General features: G+C 71.0%; 21 protein-coding genes. 10 read left to right on the top strand and 11 right to left on the bottom strand.

From position 1 onward, the window contains the following. Positions 1-133: 133 nt before the first annotated feature. Positions 134-787 (top strand): TetR family transcriptional regulator, encoded by a 654-nt coding sequence (locus ACIBUY_RS32995; RefSeq protein ID WP_365572601.1) that lies wholly within the window; start codon positions 134-136, stop codon positions 785-787. A gap of 30 nt (positions 788-817) precedes the next feature. Here the strand turns inward: ACIBUY_RS32995 and def are convergent, their stop codons facing one another. After that, positions 818-1,369 carry a peptide deformylase gene (gene def, locus ACIBUY_RS32990; RefSeq protein WP_365572604.1) on the bottom strand — a complete coding sequence of 184 codons (552 nt, stop codon included), beginning with the start codon at positions 1,367-1,369 and terminating at the stop codon, positions 818-820. Positions 1,370-1,510: 141 nt separating this feature from the next. Here def and ACIBUY_RS32985 point away from each other — a divergent pair, with 141 nt between their 5' ends. The 5 genes from ACIBUY_RS32985 (at position 1,511) to ACIBUY_RS32965 (ending at position 6,059) form a co-directional block, all read left to right on the top strand. After that, positions 1,511-2,749, top strand: coding sequence for a MurT ligase domain-containing protein (locus ACIBUY_RS32985; RefSeq protein WP_365572607.1), 1,239 nt, complete (start codon positions 1,511-1,513; stop codon positions 2,747-2,749). A 36-nt stretch (positions 2,750-2,785) separates the two neighbouring features. Continuing rightward, positions 2,786-3,517 carry a glutamine amidotransferase gene (locus ACIBUY_RS32980; RefSeq protein WP_365572610.1) on the top strand — a complete coding sequence of 244 codons (732 nt, stop codon included), beginning with the start codon at positions 2,786-2,788 and terminating at the stop codon, positions 3,515-3,517. A 211-nt stretch (positions 3,518-3,728) separates the two neighbouring features. Continuing rightward, positions 3,729-4,754: a 6-phosphofructokinase gene (locus tag ACIBUY_RS32975; RefSeq protein WP_365572613.1), complete on the top strand. Its 1,026-nt coding sequence runs from the start codon at positions 3,729-3,731 to the stop codon at positions 4,752-4,754. Between the two features lie 137 nt (positions 4,755-4,891). After that, positions 4,892-5,845, top strand: a complete 954-nt coding sequence (locus ACIBUY_RS32970) for a cytochrome c oxidase assembly protein (protein WP_399154554.1) — start codon at positions 4,892-4,894, stop codon at positions 5,843-5,845. Between the two features lie 55 nt (positions 5,846-5,900). Beyond that, positions 5,901-6,059 carry a hypothetical protein gene (locus ACIBUY_RS32965; protein WP_365572619.1) on the top strand — a complete coding sequence of 53 codons (159 nt, stop codon included), beginning with the start codon at positions 5,901-5,903 and terminating at the stop codon, positions 6,057-6,059. A 37-nt stretch (positions 6,060-6,096) separates the two neighbouring features. Here the strand turns inward: ACIBUY_RS32965 and ACIBUY_RS32960 are convergent, their stop codons facing one another. Then, positions 6,097-6,483: an SSI family serine proteinase inhibitor gene (locus ACIBUY_RS32960; RefSeq protein WP_365572622.1), complete on the bottom strand. Its 387-nt coding sequence runs from the start codon at positions 6,481-6,483 to the stop codon at positions 6,097-6,099. A 211-nt stretch (positions 6,484-6,694) separates the two neighbouring features. On the opposite strand from ACIBUY_RS32960, the gene ACIBUY_RS32955 reads away from it, so the two are divergent. After that, positions 6,695-7,411, top strand: a complete 717-nt coding sequence (locus ACIBUY_RS32955) for a lysophospholipid acyltransferase family protein (RefSeq protein ID WP_365572625.1) — start codon at positions 6,695-6,697, stop codon at positions 7,409-7,411. Between the two features lie 62 nt (positions 7,412-7,473). Beyond that, entirely contained in the window at positions 7,474-8,508 is a 1,035-nt protein-coding gene (locus tag ACIBUY_RS32950; protein ID WP_399154553.1) for an NAD-dependent epimerase/dehydratase family protein, read from the top strand. Positions 8,509-8,574: 66 nt separating this feature from the next. On the opposite strand, the gene ACIBUY_RS32945 is transcribed toward ACIBUY_RS32950, so the two are convergent. From ACIBUY_RS32945 to ACIBUY_RS32910, 8 genes are all read right to left on the bottom strand, one after another. After that, positions 8,575-10,191 carry an alpha/beta hydrolase gene (locus ACIBUY_RS32945; protein ID WP_399154552.1) on the bottom strand — a complete coding sequence of 539 codons (1,617 nt, stop codon included), beginning with the start codon at positions 10,189-10,191 and terminating at the stop codon, positions 8,575-8,577. Positions 10,192-10,340: 149 nt separating this feature from the next. Further along, entirely contained in the window at positions 10,341-11,141 is an 801-nt protein-coding gene (locus ACIBUY_RS32940; protein ID WP_365572631.1) for an urease accessory protein UreD, read from the bottom strand. Next, positions 11,129-11,806: an urease accessory protein UreG gene (gene ureG / locus ACIBUY_RS32935; RefSeq protein WP_365572668.1), complete on the bottom strand. Its 678-nt coding sequence runs from the start codon at positions 11,804-11,806 to the stop codon at positions 11,129-11,131. The genes ACIBUY_RS32940 and ureG overlap by 13 nt, the downstream gene beginning before the upstream one ends. 189 nt (positions 11,807-11,995) lie before the next feature. Beyond that, the gene (locus ACIBUY_RS32930) at positions 11,996-12,670 is read right to left on the bottom strand and encodes an urease accessory UreF family protein (protein WP_365572634.1); all 675 of its coding nucleotides are present in this window, start codon (positions 12,668-12,670) and stop codon (positions 11,996-11,998) included. A 19-nt stretch (positions 12,671-12,689) separates the two neighbouring features. Next, positions 12,690-14,411 carry an urease subunit alpha gene (locus tag ACIBUY_RS32925; protein WP_365572636.1) on the bottom strand — a complete coding sequence of 574 codons (1,722 nt, stop codon included), beginning with the start codon at positions 14,409-14,411 and terminating at the stop codon, positions 12,690-12,692. Further along, complete coding sequence (locus ACIBUY_RS32920) at positions 14,404-14,715, bottom strand: urease subunit beta (RefSeq protein ID WP_365572639.1); 312 nt, start codon at positions 14,713-14,715, stop codon at positions 14,404-14,406. Before ACIBUY_RS32920 ends, ACIBUY_RS32925 begins: the two co-directional genes overlap by 8 nt. 14 nt (positions 14,716-14,729) lie before the next feature. Next, positions 14,730-15,032, bottom strand: coding sequence for an urease subunit gamma (locus tag ACIBUY_RS32915; protein WP_365572671.1), 303 nt, complete (start codon positions 15,030-15,032; stop codon positions 14,730-14,732). 199 nt (positions 15,033-15,231) lie between these two features. Next, on the bottom strand, positions 15,232-15,852 hold the full coding sequence (locus ACIBUY_RS32910) for a TetR/AcrR family transcriptional regulator (protein WP_365572642.1): 621 nt from the start codon (positions 15,850-15,852) through the stop codon (positions 15,232-15,234). Between the two features lie 155 nt (positions 15,853-16,007). Here ACIBUY_RS32910 and ACIBUY_RS32905 point away from each other — a divergent pair, with 155 nt between their 5' ends. After that, positions 16,008-16,982, top strand: a complete 975-nt coding sequence (locus tag ACIBUY_RS32905; protein ID WP_399154551.1) for an ABC transporter permease — start codon at positions 16,008-16,010, stop codon at positions 16,980-16,982. 94 nt (positions 16,983-17,076) lie between these two features. On the opposite strand, the gene ACIBUY_RS32900 is transcribed toward ACIBUY_RS32905, so the two are convergent. Then, complete coding sequence (locus tag ACIBUY_RS32900; protein ID WP_365572648.1) at positions 17,077-17,367, bottom strand: type II toxin-antitoxin system Phd/YefM family antitoxin; 291 nt, start codon at positions 17,365-17,367, stop codon at positions 17,077-17,079. Positions 17,368-17,467: 100 nt separating this feature from the next. Between ACIBUY_RS32900 and ACIBUY_RS32895 the strand changes: the two genes are divergently transcribed. Further along, positions 17,468-18,115, top strand: coding sequence for an ATP-dependent Clp protease proteolytic subunit (locus ACIBUY_RS32895; RefSeq protein WP_399154550.1), 648 nt, complete (start codon positions 17,468-17,470; stop codon positions 18,113-18,115).

Genomic DNA, 18,115 nt, shown 5'->3' with positions numbered 1-18,115 from the left:
TTACTTGCGGTAACGAGAGTCTGTTACTGGCCAGTAGCCCGTGTCAACCTCCGAGTACGCGTTCGATACCGCGGAGACGCCGAGTGTTACCTTTCGCGTGCGTCAAGCAATCGCACGGGCGGGGAGAAACCTCATGGTGACCACACAGCGGACCGATCAGCGCGCGGAGCAGCAGTCCGCCGCCGAGCGTCGACGGCGCGAGCTGCTCGAGGCCGCGGACCGTGTGGTGCTCCGCGACGGCCCCGGTGCGTCGATGAACGCGATCGCGGCCGAGGCCGGGATCACCAAGCCGATCCTGTACCGGCACTTCGGCGACAAGGGCGGCCTGTACGCGGCCCTCGCCACGCGCCACACGGACGCCCTGCTCGCCTCGCTGCGGGCGGCGCTGGACGCCCCCGCGGAGCGCCGTGAGCGCGTGGAGTCGACGCTGGACACCTACCTGGCGGCGATCGAGGCCAGGCCTCAGGTCTACCGCTTCCTGATGCATCCGGCGGAGGGCTCCCCCGGCGACACCGGATTCGACGTGGGCCGGCACTCCGCCCCGCTGCTGCGGCGGATGGGCGAGGACCTCGCCGAGGTGATCGAGGAGCGGGTGGACCTCGGACCCGGCAGCCAGCAGCTCGCCCGCGTCTGGGGCCACGGCATCGTCGGCATGATGCACGCCGCAGGTGACTGGTGGCTCGGCGAACGGCCGTGCACCCGGGCCGAGTTGGTGCAGAGCCTCGCCGATCTGCTCTGGGGCCGGCTCGCCGCCGCGGGCGACAAGGTCGGCGGCCCCGGGTTCTGAGACCGGCGCGCTCACGGGGCGTACCGCGCCCTACAGTGCCGCCGTCCGCGCCCAGGAGGCCCGCGCCGCCTGGCGCAGCACCCGGCGCCGCCGCCAGCCGGTGACCCGGTCCGTGTACGTGCGGCCCTCCAGGTGGTCGCACTCGTGCTGCAGGCAGCGGGCGAACCACCCTGTGCCATGAATCACCACCGGGTCGCCCGCCACGTCGAAGCCCTCCACGCGCGCGTGGTCGAAGCGCGGCGTGCCCGCTTCCAGGCCGGGCAGCGACAGACAGCCCTCGGGGCCGCGGATCACGACGCCGTCGGCCTCCACCAGGCGCGGGTTGACGACGTGGCCGACGTGCCGCACATCGTCGTCGTCCTCGCAGTCGTAGACGAAGACCCGCAGGGACTCCCCGACCTGGTTCGCCGCGAGGCCCACGCCCTGGGCCGCGTACATGGTGGCGAACATGTCCTCCACCAGGCGCGCGAGCACGGGACCGAAGTCCGTGACGTCCGCGCACGGTTGGTGCAGCACGGGATCACCGAGCAGGGTCAGGGGTCGTACGCGCCCGGAGGCGCCCGGGATCGAGCCGTGTCGCATGGCCGTAAGGGTACGGTCCGATGAGCACCCCGATCCGCTGGTGGTGCCGCAGTTCGGGCTTGTCGGAGTCTCTCGATAGGCTGAGGCCGGAAAGCGATGCCCGGGCAGGCGCGGCGCCGTACGCAAGGAGGACCCAGGAAGATGGCAGGCAACTCGGAGTCGATGACTCCGCGGGCCAAGCTGGCCGTGACGGCGGGCAAGGCCGCGGCCGCGGTGTCGCGGGCGGCGGGCCGCGGCAGCGGATCGGTGATCGGCGGCAAGGTCGCGCTCAAGCTCGACCCCGAGCTGCTCGGACGGCTCGCCACGCACCTGGACGTGGTGCTCGTCTCGGCCACGAACGGCAAGACGACGACCACGCGACTGATCGCCGAGGCGCTGCGCGCCGCGGGCCCGGTCGTCTCGAACGCGCTGGGCGCGAACATGCCGGCGGGCATCACCTCGGCCCTGGCCGGCGGCTCGGAGTCGAAGTTCGGCGTCATCGAGGTCGACGAGAAGTACCTGGCCGGTGTCGCGCGCGACGTGGACCCGAAGGCGATCGCGCTGCTCAACCTCTCGCGCGACCAGCTCGACCGCGCGGCCGAGACCCGCATGCTCGCCGAGAAGTGGCGCGAGGGCCTGGCCGGTTCCAAGGCCGTCGTGATCGCCAACGCGGACGACCCGCTGGTCGTGTGGGCCGCCTCCTCCTCGCCGAACGTGGTGTGGGTCGCCGCGGGGCAGGAGTGGAAGGACGACGCCTGGTCGTGCCCCGCGTGCGGTGGCGTGATGCAGCGCCCCGGCGACGACTGGTTCTGCGGGGAGTGCGGATTCCGCCGGCCCACCGCGAGCTGGGCGCTGCAGGGTGACTACGTGCTGGATCCGCACGGCTCCGCCTGGCCGATCCACCTCCAGCTGCCGGGCCGTGCGAACAAGGCGAACGCGACGACGTCCGCCGCCGTCGCCGCCGTCTTCGGCGTGCCGCCGCAGGTCGCCCTGGAGCGCATGTACCAGGTGCAGGCCGTGGCCGGGCGCTACGACGTGGTGCAGTTCCAGAACAGGGACCTGCGCCTGCTGCTCGCGAAGAACCCCGCGGGCTGGCTCGAAACGTTCACTCTCATCGACCCGCCGCCGACCCCGGTGATCCTTTCGGTGAACGCGCGGGGCGCGGACGGCACCGACACCTCCTGGCTGTGGGACGTCGACTACACCCGGCTCGCCGGGCACCCGATCTGCGTCATCGGCGACCGCAAGCTCGACCTCGCGGTCCGCCTGGAGGTCGCGGGTCTGCAGTTCCGCGTCTGCGAGACGCTCGACGAGGCGGTGCAGATGTCGCCGCCCGGCCGGATCGAGCTGATCGCCAACTACACCGCGTTCCAGGACGTCCGCCGCCGCGTCGGCAACTGACCCGATCCCGACGAGAAACGCATAAGGATCATGAGCATGAGCGACAACAGCCTGCGTCTCGTGTGGGTCTACCCCGACCTGCTGAGCACCTACGGAGACCAGGGCAACGCCCTCGTGGTGGAGCGCCGCGCGCGCCAGCGCCGCCTCCAGGTCGAGCGTTACGACGTACGCAGCGACCAGCCGGTGCCCACCTCCGGCGACATCTATCTGATCGGCGGTGGCGAGGACCGGCCGCAGCGCCTCGCGGCCGAGCGGCTGCGCCGCGACGGCGGCCTGCAGCGCGCGGTCGGCAACGGCGCGATCGTGTTCTCCGTGTGCGCCGGGTACCAGATCCTCGGCCACGAGTTCATCAACGACCTCGGCGAGCGCGAGCCCGGCCTCGGCCTGCTCGACGTGGTCTCCACGCGTGGCGAGGGCGAGCGGTGCGTCGGTGACGTACTGGGCGACATCGACCCGCAGTTGGGGCTCCCGCCGCTGACCGGGTTCGAGAACCACCAGGGCATCACGCACCTCGGCCCGTCCGCGCGGCCCTTCGCCCGCACCCGCATCGGCAAGGGCAACGGCACGGGGGACGGCACCGAAGGTGCCTTCAACGACACCGTGTTCGGCACGTACATGCACGGGCCCGTCCTGGCGCGCAACCCGCTGATCGCCGATCTGCTGCTGAAGCTGGCGCTCGACGTGAACGCGCTGCCTCCGGTGGACGACCAGTGGTACGAGGCCCTGCGCAACGAGCGGATCGCTGCCGCGACCGCGCAGCCGGCCTAGCACCGACGCTGGTTCCACGCTGCTCGACCAGAGGTCCTTTTGCGGTGGTTCGGCGCCCCCTTCGGGGCGCCCCCGCGCCCATATGAGCGGGCATGTCCACCTGGCGGACGGCCCTTACGGACGGCCCCCGGGGCGCCGATAAGGTACGGGAAATCCAGCCGGACGATGCAGTCCGGCCATCGGCCCACGTTTGCAAAGGTATCTCGGGCTTATGCGTATTGGTGTCCTCACCTCAGGCGGTGACTGTCCCGGTCTGAACGCCGTGATCCGTTCGGTCGTGCACCGTGCCGTCGTCGACCACGGCGACGAGGTCATCGGCTTCCACGACGGGTGGAAGGGCCTGCTCGAGTGCGACTACCGCAAGCTGGACCTGGACGCGGTCGGCGGCATCCTCGCCCGTGGCGGCACCATCCTCGGCTCCTCCCGGGTGCAGCCCGCACATCTGCGGGACGGCGTCGAGCGGGCCAGGGGACACGTCGCGGACCTCGGCCTTGACGCGATCATCCCGATCGGCGGCGAGGGCACGCTCAAGGCGGCCCGCCTGCTGTCCGACAACGGGCTCCCGATCGTCGGCGTACCGAAGACGATCGACAACGACATCGCCGTGACCGACGTGACGTTCGGCTTCGACACCGCCGTCGGCGTCGCCACCGAGGCCCTCGACCGGCTGAAGACGACCGCCGAGTCGCACCAGCGCGTGCTGATCGTCGAGGTCATGGGGCGGCACACCGGCTGGATCGCGCTGCACTCCGGCATGGCCGCGGGCGCGCACGCGGTGGTCGTGCCGGAGCGGCCGTTCGACATCGACGAGCTGGCCAAGAAGGTCGGCGAACGGTTCGAGGCGGGCAAGAAGTTCGCGATCGTCGTCGCCGCCGAGGGCGCCAAGCCCCGCCCGGGGTCGATGGAGTTCGACGAGGGCGGCAAGGACGTCTACGGCCACGAGCGCTTCGCCGGGATCGCGCGCCAGCTCTCCCTGGAGCTGGAGCAGCGCCTGGGCAAGGAGGCGCGTCCCGTGATCCTCGGCCATGTGCAGCGCGGCGGCACCCCCACCGCGTACGACCGCGTACTGGCGACGCGGTTCGGCTGGCACGCCGTGGAAGCCGTGCATCGGGGCGAGTTCGGCAAGATGACCGCCCTGCGCGGCACCGACATCGTGATGGTGTCGCTCGCCGAGGCCGTCGAGACGCTGAAGACGGTGCCCGACGAGCGGTACGCGGAAGCGGAGTGCGTGCTCTGACTCCACTCCGATCGCCCGCTCGCCACTGCGCTTTAGTTGGTCTTTAAAGAGAGCTGCCCCCGGCCGAAGTCCCGGCCGGGGGCAGTTCTAGTCTGGTGGCGCACAATCCGTACGAAACGAGCAACAGGAGCCGGCGGATGGATCACAGCGGGCACGGCATGGACATGGACCTGCCGCCGTTCACGCTGGGGCGCGGCCTGGAATGGTCGGCCGACCCCTTCTTCCTCGTCGGCTGCCTCCTGGCACTGGCCCTCTACGGGTGGGGTGTCGTCCGGCTCGTGCGGCGCGGCGACTCCTGGCCGGTGGGGCGGACCGTCTCGTTCGTCGTGGGCGTGCTCACCATCGGCCTGGTGATGTGCACCAGGCTGAACGACTACGGCATGGTCATGTTCAGCGTGCACATGGTGCAGCACATGGTCATCAGCATGCTGTCGCCGATCCTGCTGCTCATGGGTGCGCCGATCACGCTGGCCCTGCGGGCGCTGCCGGTGTCCGCGCAGCGCGGCAAGAAGGGGCCGCGCGAGCTGCTCCTGATGCTGCTGCACAGCCGCTACATGCGGATCATCACGCACCCGGCGTTCACGATCCCGCTGTTCATCGCGAGCCTGTACGCGCTCTACTTCACGCCGCTGTTCGACTTCCTGATGGGGTCGAAGGTCGGCCACATCGGGATGATGGTGCACTTCCTCGCGGTGGGCGTGGTGTTCTTCTGGCCGATCATGGGCGTGGACCCGGGGCCGCACCGCCCCGGCTACGTGATGCGGATGCTGGAGCTGTTCGCGGGGATGCCGTTCCACGCGTTCTTCGGCATCGCGCTGATGATGGCGAGCACGACGATGGTCGGTACGTTCGACAACCCGCCGGCCTCGCTCGGGCTCGACCCGATGTCCGACCAGGTCGCGGCGGGCGGCATCGCGTGGGCGTTCAGCGAGGTGCCGTCGGTGCTCGTGCTGCTCGCCCTGCTCTTCCAGTGGAAGAAGTCGGAGGACCGGCAGGCGCGCCGCAAGGACCGCGCCGCGGACCGGGACGGCGACAAGGAGCTGGAGGCGTACAACGCCTACCTGGCTTCCTTGAACGCGCGCGGACGGTAGCGCCACCGCCCCTGTCTGGGTGACTATGGCCTTCCTGCGAGGAGGAGGGTGTGCGATGCCCGGATCCACGAAGACCATGGGCGTGTTCACCGTGGGCGGCCTGGTGGCCGTGACCGCCTACACGGTGGCGCTCGGCAGCAACGGCTGGCTGTGGTTCGGCTGGGTCGTGCTCGGCCTGATCACGGTCGCGATGGTGGCCTCGCGCAGCACCTGACCCGTCCCCCCGCAGCGCAATGCCGAGCGCAAAGCCCTCAGAAGCGGAAGACGTATCCCATCGCCGCGTCCATGGTGCAGGCGTTGGGATACGTCTTGTGCCAGGCGATCATCCGGCCCCGGTGGGTGCCGGTCGCGCTGACGGTGACCGGGTTGAACTCCTTGGTGCACACGCGCGGTCGGCCCGTGACCTCGTCGAGGTCGCCGTGCGCCGCGTCGAGTGCCGCGCAGGCCTCGGCCGCGTACGGATGGTGCCCCCACGGCTCGGGCGCGCAGCGCAGGAGCAGGCCGCGGATCCAGGTGTTCTCGTCGCCGGAGACCGTGAGGAACAGGCCGCGTTCCGGGGTCGGCGCGGTCGCGGCGTGGGCCGGTGCGGCCGCGGCGAGGGACAGGAGTGCGGCGGCGACGACGTAGGACGAACGCATACGGAAAGCCTCCGGGGGCTGGACGTCGGGGTGGCAACAGGGCACCTTTCGTGGCCGCCGGTGCCAAGGGGACGCGCCGCGCGGGCGGTGGACAAGGCCCGATCGGGCTCTCGCGCGCGGGCCGCCGATTGACTACTGTGCGCAACGATCGCATTCGTGCTGTTGATGCGGTTCACGGGCTCCACGCGCTTCAGGGGGGAAGGCGAACGGCATGTTCTACCGACTGCTCAAGTACGTGATCCTCGGGCCGCTGCTGCGTCTGATGTTCCGGCCACGGATCGAGGGTCTGGAGCACATCCCGGAATCCGGTGCGGCGATCGTCGCGGGCAACCACTTGTCGTTCTCCGACCACTTCCTGATGCCGGCGATCATCAAGCGGCGGATCACGTTCCTGGCGAAGGCCGAGTACTTCACGGGGCCCGGCATCCGGGGGCGGCTGACCGCGACGTTCTTCCGCAGTGCGGGGCAGATCCCGGTGGACCGCTCGGGCAAGGAGGCGGGGCAGGCCGCGATCCGTGAGGGGCTCGGGGTGCTGCGCCGCGGTGAGCTGCTCGGCATCTATCCGGAGGGCACGCGTTCGCACGACGGGCGGCTCTACAAGGGCAAGGTCGGGGTCGCCGCGATGGCGCTGAAGGCGCAGGTGCCGGTGGTCCCGTGCGCGATGATCGGCACGTTCGAGGCGCAGCCGCCCGGCCAGAAGATCCCGAACATGCGGCGGGTGACGATCCGGTTCGGCCCGCCGATGGAGTTCTCGCGGTACGCGGGGATGGACGGCGAGAAGGCGATCCTGCGGGCGGTCACCGACGAGATCATGTACGCGATCCTCGAGCTGTCCGGTCAGGAGTACGTGGACAAGTACGCGGCGCTCGTGAAGGCAGAGGCCGAGGAGGCAAAGGCGCGGAAGTTCCCGCGGATGCCGCTGAGCTGAGCCGCTCTGCGCTGGGCAGAATCCGCTGGTCGGCGCGGAGCCGACCGGCTTACGGTCCCCGCATGAAGACAGCTCTGGTGATCGGTGCGGCAGGACAGATCGGACGACCCGCGGTGCGGGCCCTCGCGGACGACGGCTGGTCGGTGACGGCCGCCTCGCGCGGCGGTGGCCGGGACGGGACCTGGCCGGACGAGGTGCGGTCGGTGCGGCTCGACCGGGACGACGACGCGGCGCTCGCGGAGCTGGTCGGCGACGGTGTCGACGTGGTCGTGGACCTGGTGGCGTTCGAGCGGCGCCACGGGCAGCAGCTGGCGGACCTGGCCGATCGCATCGGCGCGGCGGTCGTCCTCAGCAGCGGTGCCGTCTACGAGGACGGGCAGGGGCGCGGGTTCGCCACGCAGGGCGAACCCGACGGGATGCCGCTCTATCCCGTCCCGATCCCGGAGACGCAGCGGTTGGTGGCGCCGGGCGACACGGGGTACGGGGCACGGAAGGTTCAGCTGGAGCAGGACCTGCTGGGGCTCGGCGAGCGGCTGCCGACGACCGTGATCAGGGCGGCGGCGGTGTACGGGCCGCACTGCCGCACCCCCCGTGAGCTGTACTTCGTGAAGCGGAACCTGGACGGGCGGCGTACGCGCGTACTGGCGTACAACGGGGAGACCCGCTTCCATCCGGTGAGCACCCGCAATCTCGCGGAGCTGGTGCGGCTCGCCGCGGCACGGCCCGGCTCGCGGATCTTGAACGGGGCGGACCCGAGTGCGCCCACCGTTGCCGACATCGGCGCGATGATCGACGACCTGATGGGCGTCGAGACCGAGACGGTGCGCGTCGACGGTCCCCCGCCGGCGCCGAACGTCGGCGACACCCCGTGGTCGATGCCGAACCCGGTCGTCCTGGACATGACCGCGGCGGAGCGGGATCTCGGGTACAAGCCGGTGACCACGTACGCCGAGGCGCTCCCGGAGACCGTGGCGTGGCTCACGCGGCGGCTGCGTGAGCAGGACTGGGTGGACGACTTCCCGAAGATGGTGCAGTCGTACACCCTCGGCCTGTTCGACTACGCGGGCGAGGACGCCTGGCTGGCGAGCCGGCGCTGAACAGCAGAGGTCCGGCCCTCGCATCGGCGGCGGGGGCCGGACCGGCTGTCCGTGCTCAGGCAGTTGCTACGGCTTGGGGGTGGCGTGCGGGGTGCACGTCACGTCCTTGCTGTCGGTCTTGCCGGTGAGCAGGTAGGTGTCGACACGGTCGTTGATGCAGGGGTTGGTCAGACCGGTGACACCGTGGGAGCCCGCGTCCTTCTCGGTGATCAGGCGGGAGCCCTTGAAGCGCTTGTGCAGCTCGACGGCGCCCTCGTACGGGGTGGCGGCGTCCCGGGTCGACTGGACGATGAGGACCGACGGCAGGCCCTTGCCGGTCTTCACGTCGATCGGGTTCTGCTGCTTGGTCTTCCACGTGGCGCACGGCAGGTTCATCCACGCGTTGGCCCACGTCATGAACGGGTACTGCTTGTTGAGCTCGGTGTTGTCGCGGTCCCACTTCTTCCAGCTGGTGGGCCACTTGGCGTCGGCGCACTCGACCGCGGTGTACACCGCGTTGCCGTTCTCCGAGGACGCGTTGCCCGCGGTGTCCGACATGTCGGGGGCGGCGGCGTCGACGAGCGCCTGCGTGTCACCGGCGACGTACTTGCTGAACACCTGGGCGACCGGCACCCACGAGGAGTCGTAGTACGGCGCGCTCTGGAAGAAGGAGATCAGCTCGGCGGGACCGACGAGGCCGCCGATGGGGTTCTTCTTCGCGGTGGCCCGGAGCTTGAGCCACTGCTCCTGCACCTTGGCGCGCGTGTCGCCGAGGTGGAAGGTCGCGTCGTTCTTGGCGACCCAGTCCTCCCAGTCGTTCCAGCGGCCCTCGAAGGCGATGTCCTGGTTCAGGTTGGCCTGGTACCAGATGTTGTCCTTCGCCGGGTTGACGACACTGTCCACGATCATGCGGCGGACGTGGCCCGGGAAGAGCGTGCCGTAGACGGCGCCCAGGTAGGTGCCGTAGGAGACGCCCAGGTAGTTGAGCTTCTTCTCGCCGAGGGCGGCGCGGATGACGTCGAGGTCGCGCGCGGTGTTCGGCGTCGTCATCTGCGGCAGCATCTCGCCGCTGCGCTCGTAGCAGCCGTCCGCGTACTCCTTGGCGAGCTTGCGCTGGGCGAGCTTGTCCGCCTCGGTGTCGGGGACCGGGTCGGCCTTGGGCGCCTTGACGTACTCCTGCGGGTCGATGCAGGAGATCGGCGCGGAGTGGCCGACGCCGCGCGGGTCGAAGCCGACGAAGTCGTACGCCTTCGAAGTCTTCGTCCACAGCGGGTTCTTGTTGGTCACACGCGTCGGGAAACGCATGCCGGAGCCGCCGGGACCGCCCGGGTTGTAAACGAGCGCGCCCTGGCGCTCGTCGGCCGTACCGGTGCTGCCGATGCGGTCGACGGCGAGCTTGATCTGCTTGCCGTACGGCTTCGCGTAGTCGAGGGGCACGGTGACCCAGCCGCACTGGATGGGCTTGGCGAAGCCCCAGTCGGCGGGGCAGTCCTTCCAGTCGATGCCCTGCTTCGCCGCCTTGGCCGCGGCGATGGCGGCACCCTTCGCCTCACGGTCCTGGGTGCTGCTGCCGTGGTGGCGGGCGTCGGCGTTGGCGGACGGGGCGGCGACCGCTCCCGCTATCAGCGCCGCCGCGGCGAACGCGCCCGCGGAGCCGATCACCACCTTCCGGCTGCCACGACTCGTCTGTCGAGTCCGTCTCAAGTGGGGCCTCCCGCACGTCGATTCGAGCATTACGTCGATCGTGTAGTCGATCGGTACGCGGATCCTGTCGCGTGGGGGGTCCCTGACAACAGAGATGACAGACGTTCTTTACCAATCCGATAAACGGGATACTTCGTACCGGTGAGCGGTCAGGCCATTCGGCCCAGTGCCGCATCGAGGACACGGCGCAGTCGCAGGGCGTCGGGGGCGACGGCGGTGACCAGGACGGCGGGGCCCGCGAGAGGGGTGAGCGCGGCCGTCCCGTCCGCGTCGAGCACGGTGGCGGACGGCCGATCCGTCTCGAACTCCGGGCGTACTACCACGAGTTGGCCCAGAGCGCGGTGTCCGGCCAGGATCGCGGGACCGTCCCAGCCACCCGGCGCGCCCGGGCCGCAGGCGAGCTCCTGGTCGAGGAGCGGCCGGCCGGCGCGGTACACGGTCAGCCGGCTGGTGAGGCGGCCCGGCTCCTCGCCGACCCGGCCGAGGACCTGTTCCTCGCGCAGCACCAGGCGGGCGCCCGGGGCGAGGTCGGCCCGGGTGGTGACGCGCAGGTCGCTGCCGCCCGCCGAGATCAACTGCTCGGGAAGCCAGTCCAATTGCGCCCCGTCGGCGACGGTGAGGCGCACGTCGTAGCGGGCCTCGCCCTTGGCCTGTCCGGGCAGGGCGAGCGTGGCCGCGACGGAGCCCAGGTGCAGTTGGGCGCCCCGTTCGGCGTGGGCCTCGACGGTGAAGTGGTCACCGCCGAGGGGGCCGCTCATGGCGCCGACGAGCAGGACGCGCGCTTCGGCGGGGGTGGCGCCGCGGGTGCGGCGCAGGGCGAACGAACCCTCGCTCTCCAGGACGGGCAGGGCGGTCCCGCCGCGGCCGTCGTCGCGCGCGACGACCCTGGCGGTGGAACGAACGCCCGCTCGCGCTTCCCCGGCGGGCAGCGTCACGGTCACGCCGTCCATGCGGCGAGCTGGGCACGCACCCAGGTCGCGACCTCGGTGACGCCGGCCTCGGAGCGCAGCGACTGCAGGACGACGGGGAGTTCGGCCCGGGACTCCTTGGCGTCGGCGGCCATCCGGGCGAGGTCGGAGCCGACGTACGGCGCGAGGTCGGTCTTGTTGATCACGAGCAGGTCGGCGGTGGTGACGCCGGGGCCGCCCTTGCGCGGGATGTCGTCGCCGCCCGCCACGTCGATGACGAAGACCTGGGCGTCGACGAGGCCCTTGGAGAAGGTGGCGGTGAGGTTGTCGCCGCCGGACTCGACGAGGATCAGGTCGAGCGGGCCGACCTCGTCCTCCAGGTCCTCGACCGCCTCCAGGTTGGCGGAGATGTCGTCGCGGATCGCGGTGTGCGGGCAGGCGCCGGTCTCCACGGCGGTGATCCGCTCGGGCGGCAGGACGGCTTCGCGCAGCAGGAACTCGGCGTCCTCGCGGGTGTAGATGTCGTTGGTGACGACGGCGAGGGAGAGCTGGTCGCGCAGCGCGCGGCACAGTGCGGCGACGGTCGCGGTCTTCCCGGACCCGACGGGCCCGCCGAGCCCGATGCGCAGGGCGCGGCGCGTGCCGTCGGGCCGGTGGGCGTCGGCGGAGACGGCGGCGGGTCCGTCGTGGGAGTGGTCGAGGTGCATCTGCATGGTGATCACGGCTCCAAAATGAGATCGGCCCGAGGTTTGTCCTGGTTCTGCGTTCTGCGTTCTGCGTTCTGCTTTCGGCCCGTCCGGCGTGAGAGGACGAGACCGTTCAGGCTTCAGGCCGATGGGGGTCCGGGGGCACAGCCCCGGCTTCGGGGCGGGAAGGGGCGGCGGGGCGGGTCTCCGCTACGACGCGAACAGCCGCACGGGCCAGGCGGCGTGGACCTCCGCGCTGATTTCCAGCAGCGGCGCGGACCGGGCGGGCAGGGCGTCGACCCCGAGGTCGACGGCAGCTCGCGCGGCGTCGACCGCGTCCCGCACGACGAGATCGACCTCGGGCGCGAGGCGCGCCAGCACGCCGGTCGCGTCGAACGGGTCGAGGCTCAGCAGCCGCACGACCGCGGTCGCGGGCCCACTGACGCCTTCGTACGCGGAGCAGTACGCGGCGTCCTCGGGCCCGAGCCCGGCGGCGCGGGCGGCGAGGCCGAGCACCACCGGCTGATGCGCGCCCTTGGGGAACTCCCGCGCCAGTGCGTCGAGTTCGGGGTGCGGCCAGGTGGTGCGGGCGGCCCGCATCAGCTGTCTGCCGAGCTTGCGCGCGGCCACGCGCAGTGCGGCCGACGGCGTACGGGCATCGGCCGCCGCGTCCAGGGCGACGGGGTCGACACCGAGCGCCGCGGCGGCGGCCAGGGCGGCGGACACGAGGCCGCTGGTGTGCAGACGGCCGCGACAGAACTCCTCCAGGTCCGCGGCCGCGGTGATGCGGCCCGCCTTGACCGCGGCCTCCGCCCCGCCGGAGTGGGCGTGCCCTCCGGCGGGGAAGCGGCCGTCGGCCAGGACGAGCAGGGCTGCGCGCGTCATGACGTACTCACTCCGCGGCTCAGAACAGGAAGTACCGCTGGGCGAGCGGCAGTTCGGCGGCGGGTGCGGGTTCGACGAGTTCGCCGTCGATGGTCACGGCGAACGAATCCGGGGCGACCTCGACGCGTGGCAGCACGTCGTTGTTGACCATGTCGGACTTGCCGCGGCCTCGGGTCGAGCGGATCGGAACGAACGTTCGTCCAAGGCCGAGGCGCTCCGGGAGCCCGTCCTCGATGGCCCATTCGCTGGTGAAGTTGAAGGAGTTGGCCGCGGGCGCCTTGCCGTACGCGCCGAACATGGGGCGTGGCATCACGGGCTGCGGGGTCGGGATGGAGGCGTTCGCGTCGCCCATCTGCGCGTACGCGATCTGCCCGCCCTTGATGACGACCTGCGGCTTCACTCCGAAGAACTTCGGGTCCCACAGGACCAGGTCGGCGAGCTTGCCGGTCTCGACGGAGCCGACCTCGTGCTCGATGCCCTGGGCGATCGCCGGGTTGATCGTGTACTTGGCGACGTAGCGGCGGGCGCGCTGGTTGTCGGCGCGCAGGTCGCCGGACAGGAACCCGCGGCGGCGCTTCATCACGTGCGCGGTCTGCCACGTGCGCATGATGACCTCGCCGATGCGGCCCATGGCCTGCGAGTCCGACGACATGATCGAGATGGCGCCCATGTCGTGCAGGATGTCCTCGGCGGCGATGGTGGTGGGCCGGATGCGGGACTCGGCGAAGGCGAGGTCCTCGGGGACCGCGGCATTGAGGTGGTGGCAGACCATCAGCATGTCGAGGTGTTCCTCGACGGTGTTGACGGTGTGCGGCCGGGTCGGGTTGGTGGAGCTCGGCAGCATGTTGGGCAGCTGCACGGCGGTGATCATGTCGGGTGCGTGTCCGCCGCCCGCGCCCTCGACGTGGAAGGCGTGCAGGGTGCGGCCGCCGACGGCGTCGAAGGTGTCCTGGACGAAGCCGGCTTCGTTCAACGTGTCGGAGTGGACGGCCAGTTGGGCCCCCGACTCCTCGCACACGTCGAGGCAGGCGGAGATCACGGCCGGGGTCGCGCCCCAGTCCTCGTGGATCTTGAATCCGCAGACGCCCGCGCGCAGTTGGTCACGCATGGACTCCTTCGACATGGTGTTGCCCTTGCCGAGGAATCCGAGGTTGACGGGGCTGTTCTCCATCGCCGCGAACATCCGGGCGAGGTGCCAGGAGCCGGGGGTGATGGTGGTCGCCTTGGTGCCCTCCGCGGGTCCGGTGCCGCCGCCGACGAGGGTGGTGACGCCGGAGGCGAGGGCCTCGTCGACGATGGTCGGCGAGATGAAGTGGATGTGGGTGTCGATGCCGCCCGCGGTGAGGAACTTGCCGTTGCCCGCGAGGATCTCGGTCTCGGGGCCGATGACGAGGTCGGGGTGGACGCCGTCCATGGTGTCCGGGTTCCCGGACTTGCCGATGGCGGTGATCCGGCCGTCGCGGATGCCGATGTCGGCCTTGACGATGCCCCAGTGGTCGATGATCACGGCGCCGGTGATGACGGTGTCGGGGGTGCCTTCCGCGCGGGTGGCACGTGACTGGCCCATGGATTCGCGGATGACCTTGCCGCCGCCGAAGACGGACTCGTCGCCGGAGAGGCCGGGGCCGCCCGAGCGGTCCTCCTCGATCTCGACGAACAGATCGGTGTCGGCGAGGCGGATGCGGTCGCCGGTGGTGGGGCCGAACAGATCGGCGTAGGCGGCGCGGGACAGCTCAGGCATCGAGGGCACCTCCGGTCTCGCCGCGCAGGCCGGTGACGACACGGTCGCCCGCGAGGGGGACGAGTTCGACGTCGACGGGGATGCCGGGTTCAAAACGAACGGCCGTTCCGGCGGCGATGTTCAGCCGTCGGCCGCGGGCCGCGGCACGGTCGAGGTCGAGACCGGGGTTGGCCTCGGCGAAGTGGTAGTGGGAGCCGATCTGGATGGGACGGTCCGCGGCGTTCAGGACCGTCATGCGTATGACGTCGCGGCCGGCGTTGAACTCGACCGGCTCGTCGGCGAAGAGGATCTCTCCGGGAATCATGGCCCTCTCCCCCGTCAGACGATCGGCTCGTGGACGGTGACGAGCTTGGTGCCGTCCGGGAAGGTCGCCTCGACCTGGACGTCGTGGATCATCTCGGGGATGCCCTCCATGACGTCGTCACGGGTGAGCAACTTGCGCCCGGAGGACATGAGTTCGGCGACGGTGCGGCCGTCGCGCGCGCCTTCGAGGACGTGCGAGGTGATCAGGGCGATCGCCTCGGGGTGATTGAGCCTCAGACCCCGGGCACGCCGCTTCTCGGCCACGTCGGCGGCCACATGGATGAGCAGTCTCTCCTGCTCGTGCGGGGTCAGTTGCACGCGTCCCACCTCACAGTCCTTCGCTCCGGACCGTGCGGGGCCCGGCTGCCGCGGCCACCGCGACGGGTATAGATGTAACACACAAGAAATGCGCATGATCGTGCGCACCCCGGATACAAAAACCCCTGGTGACGTGCGCCGCAGGCTAGTTGGGCGGAGTTTCAACGAGGTTAACCGTGACTTGACCGCGCCATTGCCGTCAGCTGACCTCGCCCATACTCATCAGGCCACGCAGGCCGATCTGCAGCGTCTCGATCGGCATCTCCCCGAAGAGCGCCTGCTGCGCGGCGAACCCCTGGGCCGCGGCGATCATCGTGCGCGCGACGGCGTCCGGATCCGCGTCGGCGCGCATCATCCCCGCCTCCTGATACCCCTCGACGATCTTGACCCAGGCCGCCCTGACCTTCACGAAGCCCTCGCGGAGCACGGTGGCGAGCTCGGCGTTGCGCAGGGTCTCGGTCCACACCTGCACCATCAGGCGCGGGAAGTAGGACACGTCACCGACCTGGAGCCCGGGCCGCTCGCGCAGCACCTCGGCGAGCACCGTCCCGACGAGTTCGTACGGCGGCGGGGGCGGCGACTGCTGCCCGGCCGCCTCGAACGAGGACCGGATGTCGTCGAGGACCTCCGTGACGATGGCGTGGATCAGCTCGTCCTTGCCGCGGAAGTAGCGGTAGACCGCGCCGGCCGAGAGGTCCACCTCCTTCAGAACGTCCTGCATGGAGGTGGCGTGGAAACCGTTGCGGGCGAAGCAGAGCGCGGCGCCGTCCAGGATCTGGCGGCGGCGGGCGTCGAGGTGCTCTTGGGATACGCGGGCCATGCTTGCCAACGTAAAACGAACATTCATTCTTGACAAGAAGGCGCGCCACCACGATGGTGGGGTCTTCGCGTAAAACGAACGATCCTTCGCCATTGATCACGCCGCTGGAGATTCCCATGGACTCGCCCTCCCCCCGACCGGCGCACTTTCGCACCATGGTCGCCGTCATCCTGATCGTGCCGTTGCTCGCGACCCTTGCCCTGTGGGCGTTCGCATGGCCCGCGGCGCGGACGGCGCCGCGTGATCTGCCGGTCGGTGTCGCGGGTCCCGCCGCGGCCGCGGCTCCCGTCGCGCGTCAACTGGGCGCGAAGGAGGGAGCGTTCGACGTGCACCGGTACGCCGACGAGGCGGCGGCGCGTGCCGCGATCGAGGGACGGGTCGTATACGGGGCGGTGGTGGCGTCGCCGGGCGGGCCGAAGCTGTTGACGGCGTCGGCGGCGAGTCCGGTCGTGGCGCAATTGTTGCAGCAGGCCGTGACGGCGCAGGCGCCGGCGGGGGCGAAGGTGACGACGGTCGACGTGGTGCCGGCGCCGGCCGCGGATCCCCGTGGTTCCGTGCTGAGTTCGAGCATGCTGCCCCTGGCCATCGCGGGGGTCGCCGGCGGCGCGCTCGTGACGCTGCTGCGGCTGCGCGGCGTGCGGGCCGTGCTCGCCCTGCTGGCGGCGACGGCCGCGGTCGGCGCCGTGGCGGCCGCGCTGGCGCACAGCTGGCTCGGGGTGCTGACGGGCAACTGGTGGGCGGAGGCCGGGGTGTTGGGCCTGTCGTCGCTCGCGGTCGGGGCGACGGTGGCCGGGCTCGCGGCGCTGATCGGACCGGCGGGCATCGGGGTCGGGGCGTTGTTGATGGTGCTGCTCGGCAATCCGTTCTCCGGGGTGACGTCGGCGCCGCAGCTGCTGCCCGAACCGGTCGGATTCCTGGGCCAGTTGCTGCCTCCGGGCGCCGGGGGCTCGCTGCTGCGCTCGGTCTCCTACTTCGACGGGGCCCGGGCCTCGGGGCCCGCGCTGACGCTCGCCGTGTGGGCCGCGCTCGGGCTCACGGCCGTCCTGCTCGGGGCCCTGCGCGGGCGGCGGGCGGCGACGCCCGCGGTCCAGGAGGTCACTCCGGAGCGGGCACCGATACCCGCGGGCTGACCGGCCGCGCACACGGACCGACCGTGCACCCCCGCTGTAGCGGACGGGGGTGCACGGTCATTTTGCGCGTGGCGTGCGGGAGTTGAGCCAGGGGCTAGCGGACCTCGGGGCCGCGGTGTTCGGCGGCGATGCCGAACCGCTGGCGTTCGCCCGGAGCGGACGGCAGGGAGCCGACGCGGGAGACGGAGCTGATCACCGGCTCGTCCGCGGAGTCGCCGGCCGGGTCGCCGAGCGCCTGGAGTCGCTCCAGGTCAGCGGCGGAGACCAGGGCGACGAGCGGCTTGCCGTGGCGGGTGACGACGACGCGCTCCCCGCCGTACACCACACGGTTGATCAAGTCGGCGAGCTCAGCCCTGGCTTGCGTCACCGGAATCTCGTAGGCCATGCTCGCCATCGTACGTCATGTACGTCCTGTACATTTTTGGCAGAGGCGGCCTCCCGCAGCCGGAGCCGTCGGTCGCACGAGCACAGGAGGCGCGAGCACCATGACCCGTCCCTTCGGCCCGCCCTCGGGCCGCTACGTCCTGCCGGAGTTCACGGAGCGCACGGCTTCGGGGCAGCGCACGCTCGACCCGTACGCGAAGCTGCTCGAAGAACGAATCGTCTTTCTCGGCACCCCGATCGACGACACGTCCGCGAACGACGTGATGGCGCAGTTCATGTACCTCGAGCACGCCGCACCGGACCGGGACATCTCGCTGTACATCAACTCCCCCGGGGGCTCCTTCAGCGCGATGACGGCGATCTACGACACGCTGCAGTACGTCAGTTGCGACGTGTCGACGACCTGCCTGGGGCAGACCGCGTCGGTCGCCGCGGTGCTGCTCGCCGCGGGGGCGCCGGGGAAGCGGATGATGCTGCCGGGGTCGCGGGTGGTGCTGGATCAGCCTGCGCTGCCCGAGCCCGCGCAGGGGCAGCCCACCGATCTGGAGATCCGGGCCGGGGAGATGGTGCGCATGCGGGGGCAGTTGGAGGAGTTGCTCGCGCGGCACACCGGCAGGTCCCGAAGCCAGGTGGGCCGGGACATCGAGCGGGACACGGTGCTCGATGCGGCGCAGGCGCTGGAGTACGGCCTGGTGGACCACGTCGTGGCGAGCCGCAAGTCCTCGCTCGCCGGCCCGGGCGCGAGGTGA

The organism is Streptomyces sp. NPDC050085, from assembly GCF_044460595.1.
Lineage (GTDB): Bacteria > Actinomycetota > Actinomycetes > Streptomycetales > Streptomycetaceae > Streptomyces.
The sequence above is the reverse complement of the archived record's forward strand: the minus strand, read 5'-3'. Positions and strand labels throughout refer to the sequence as shown.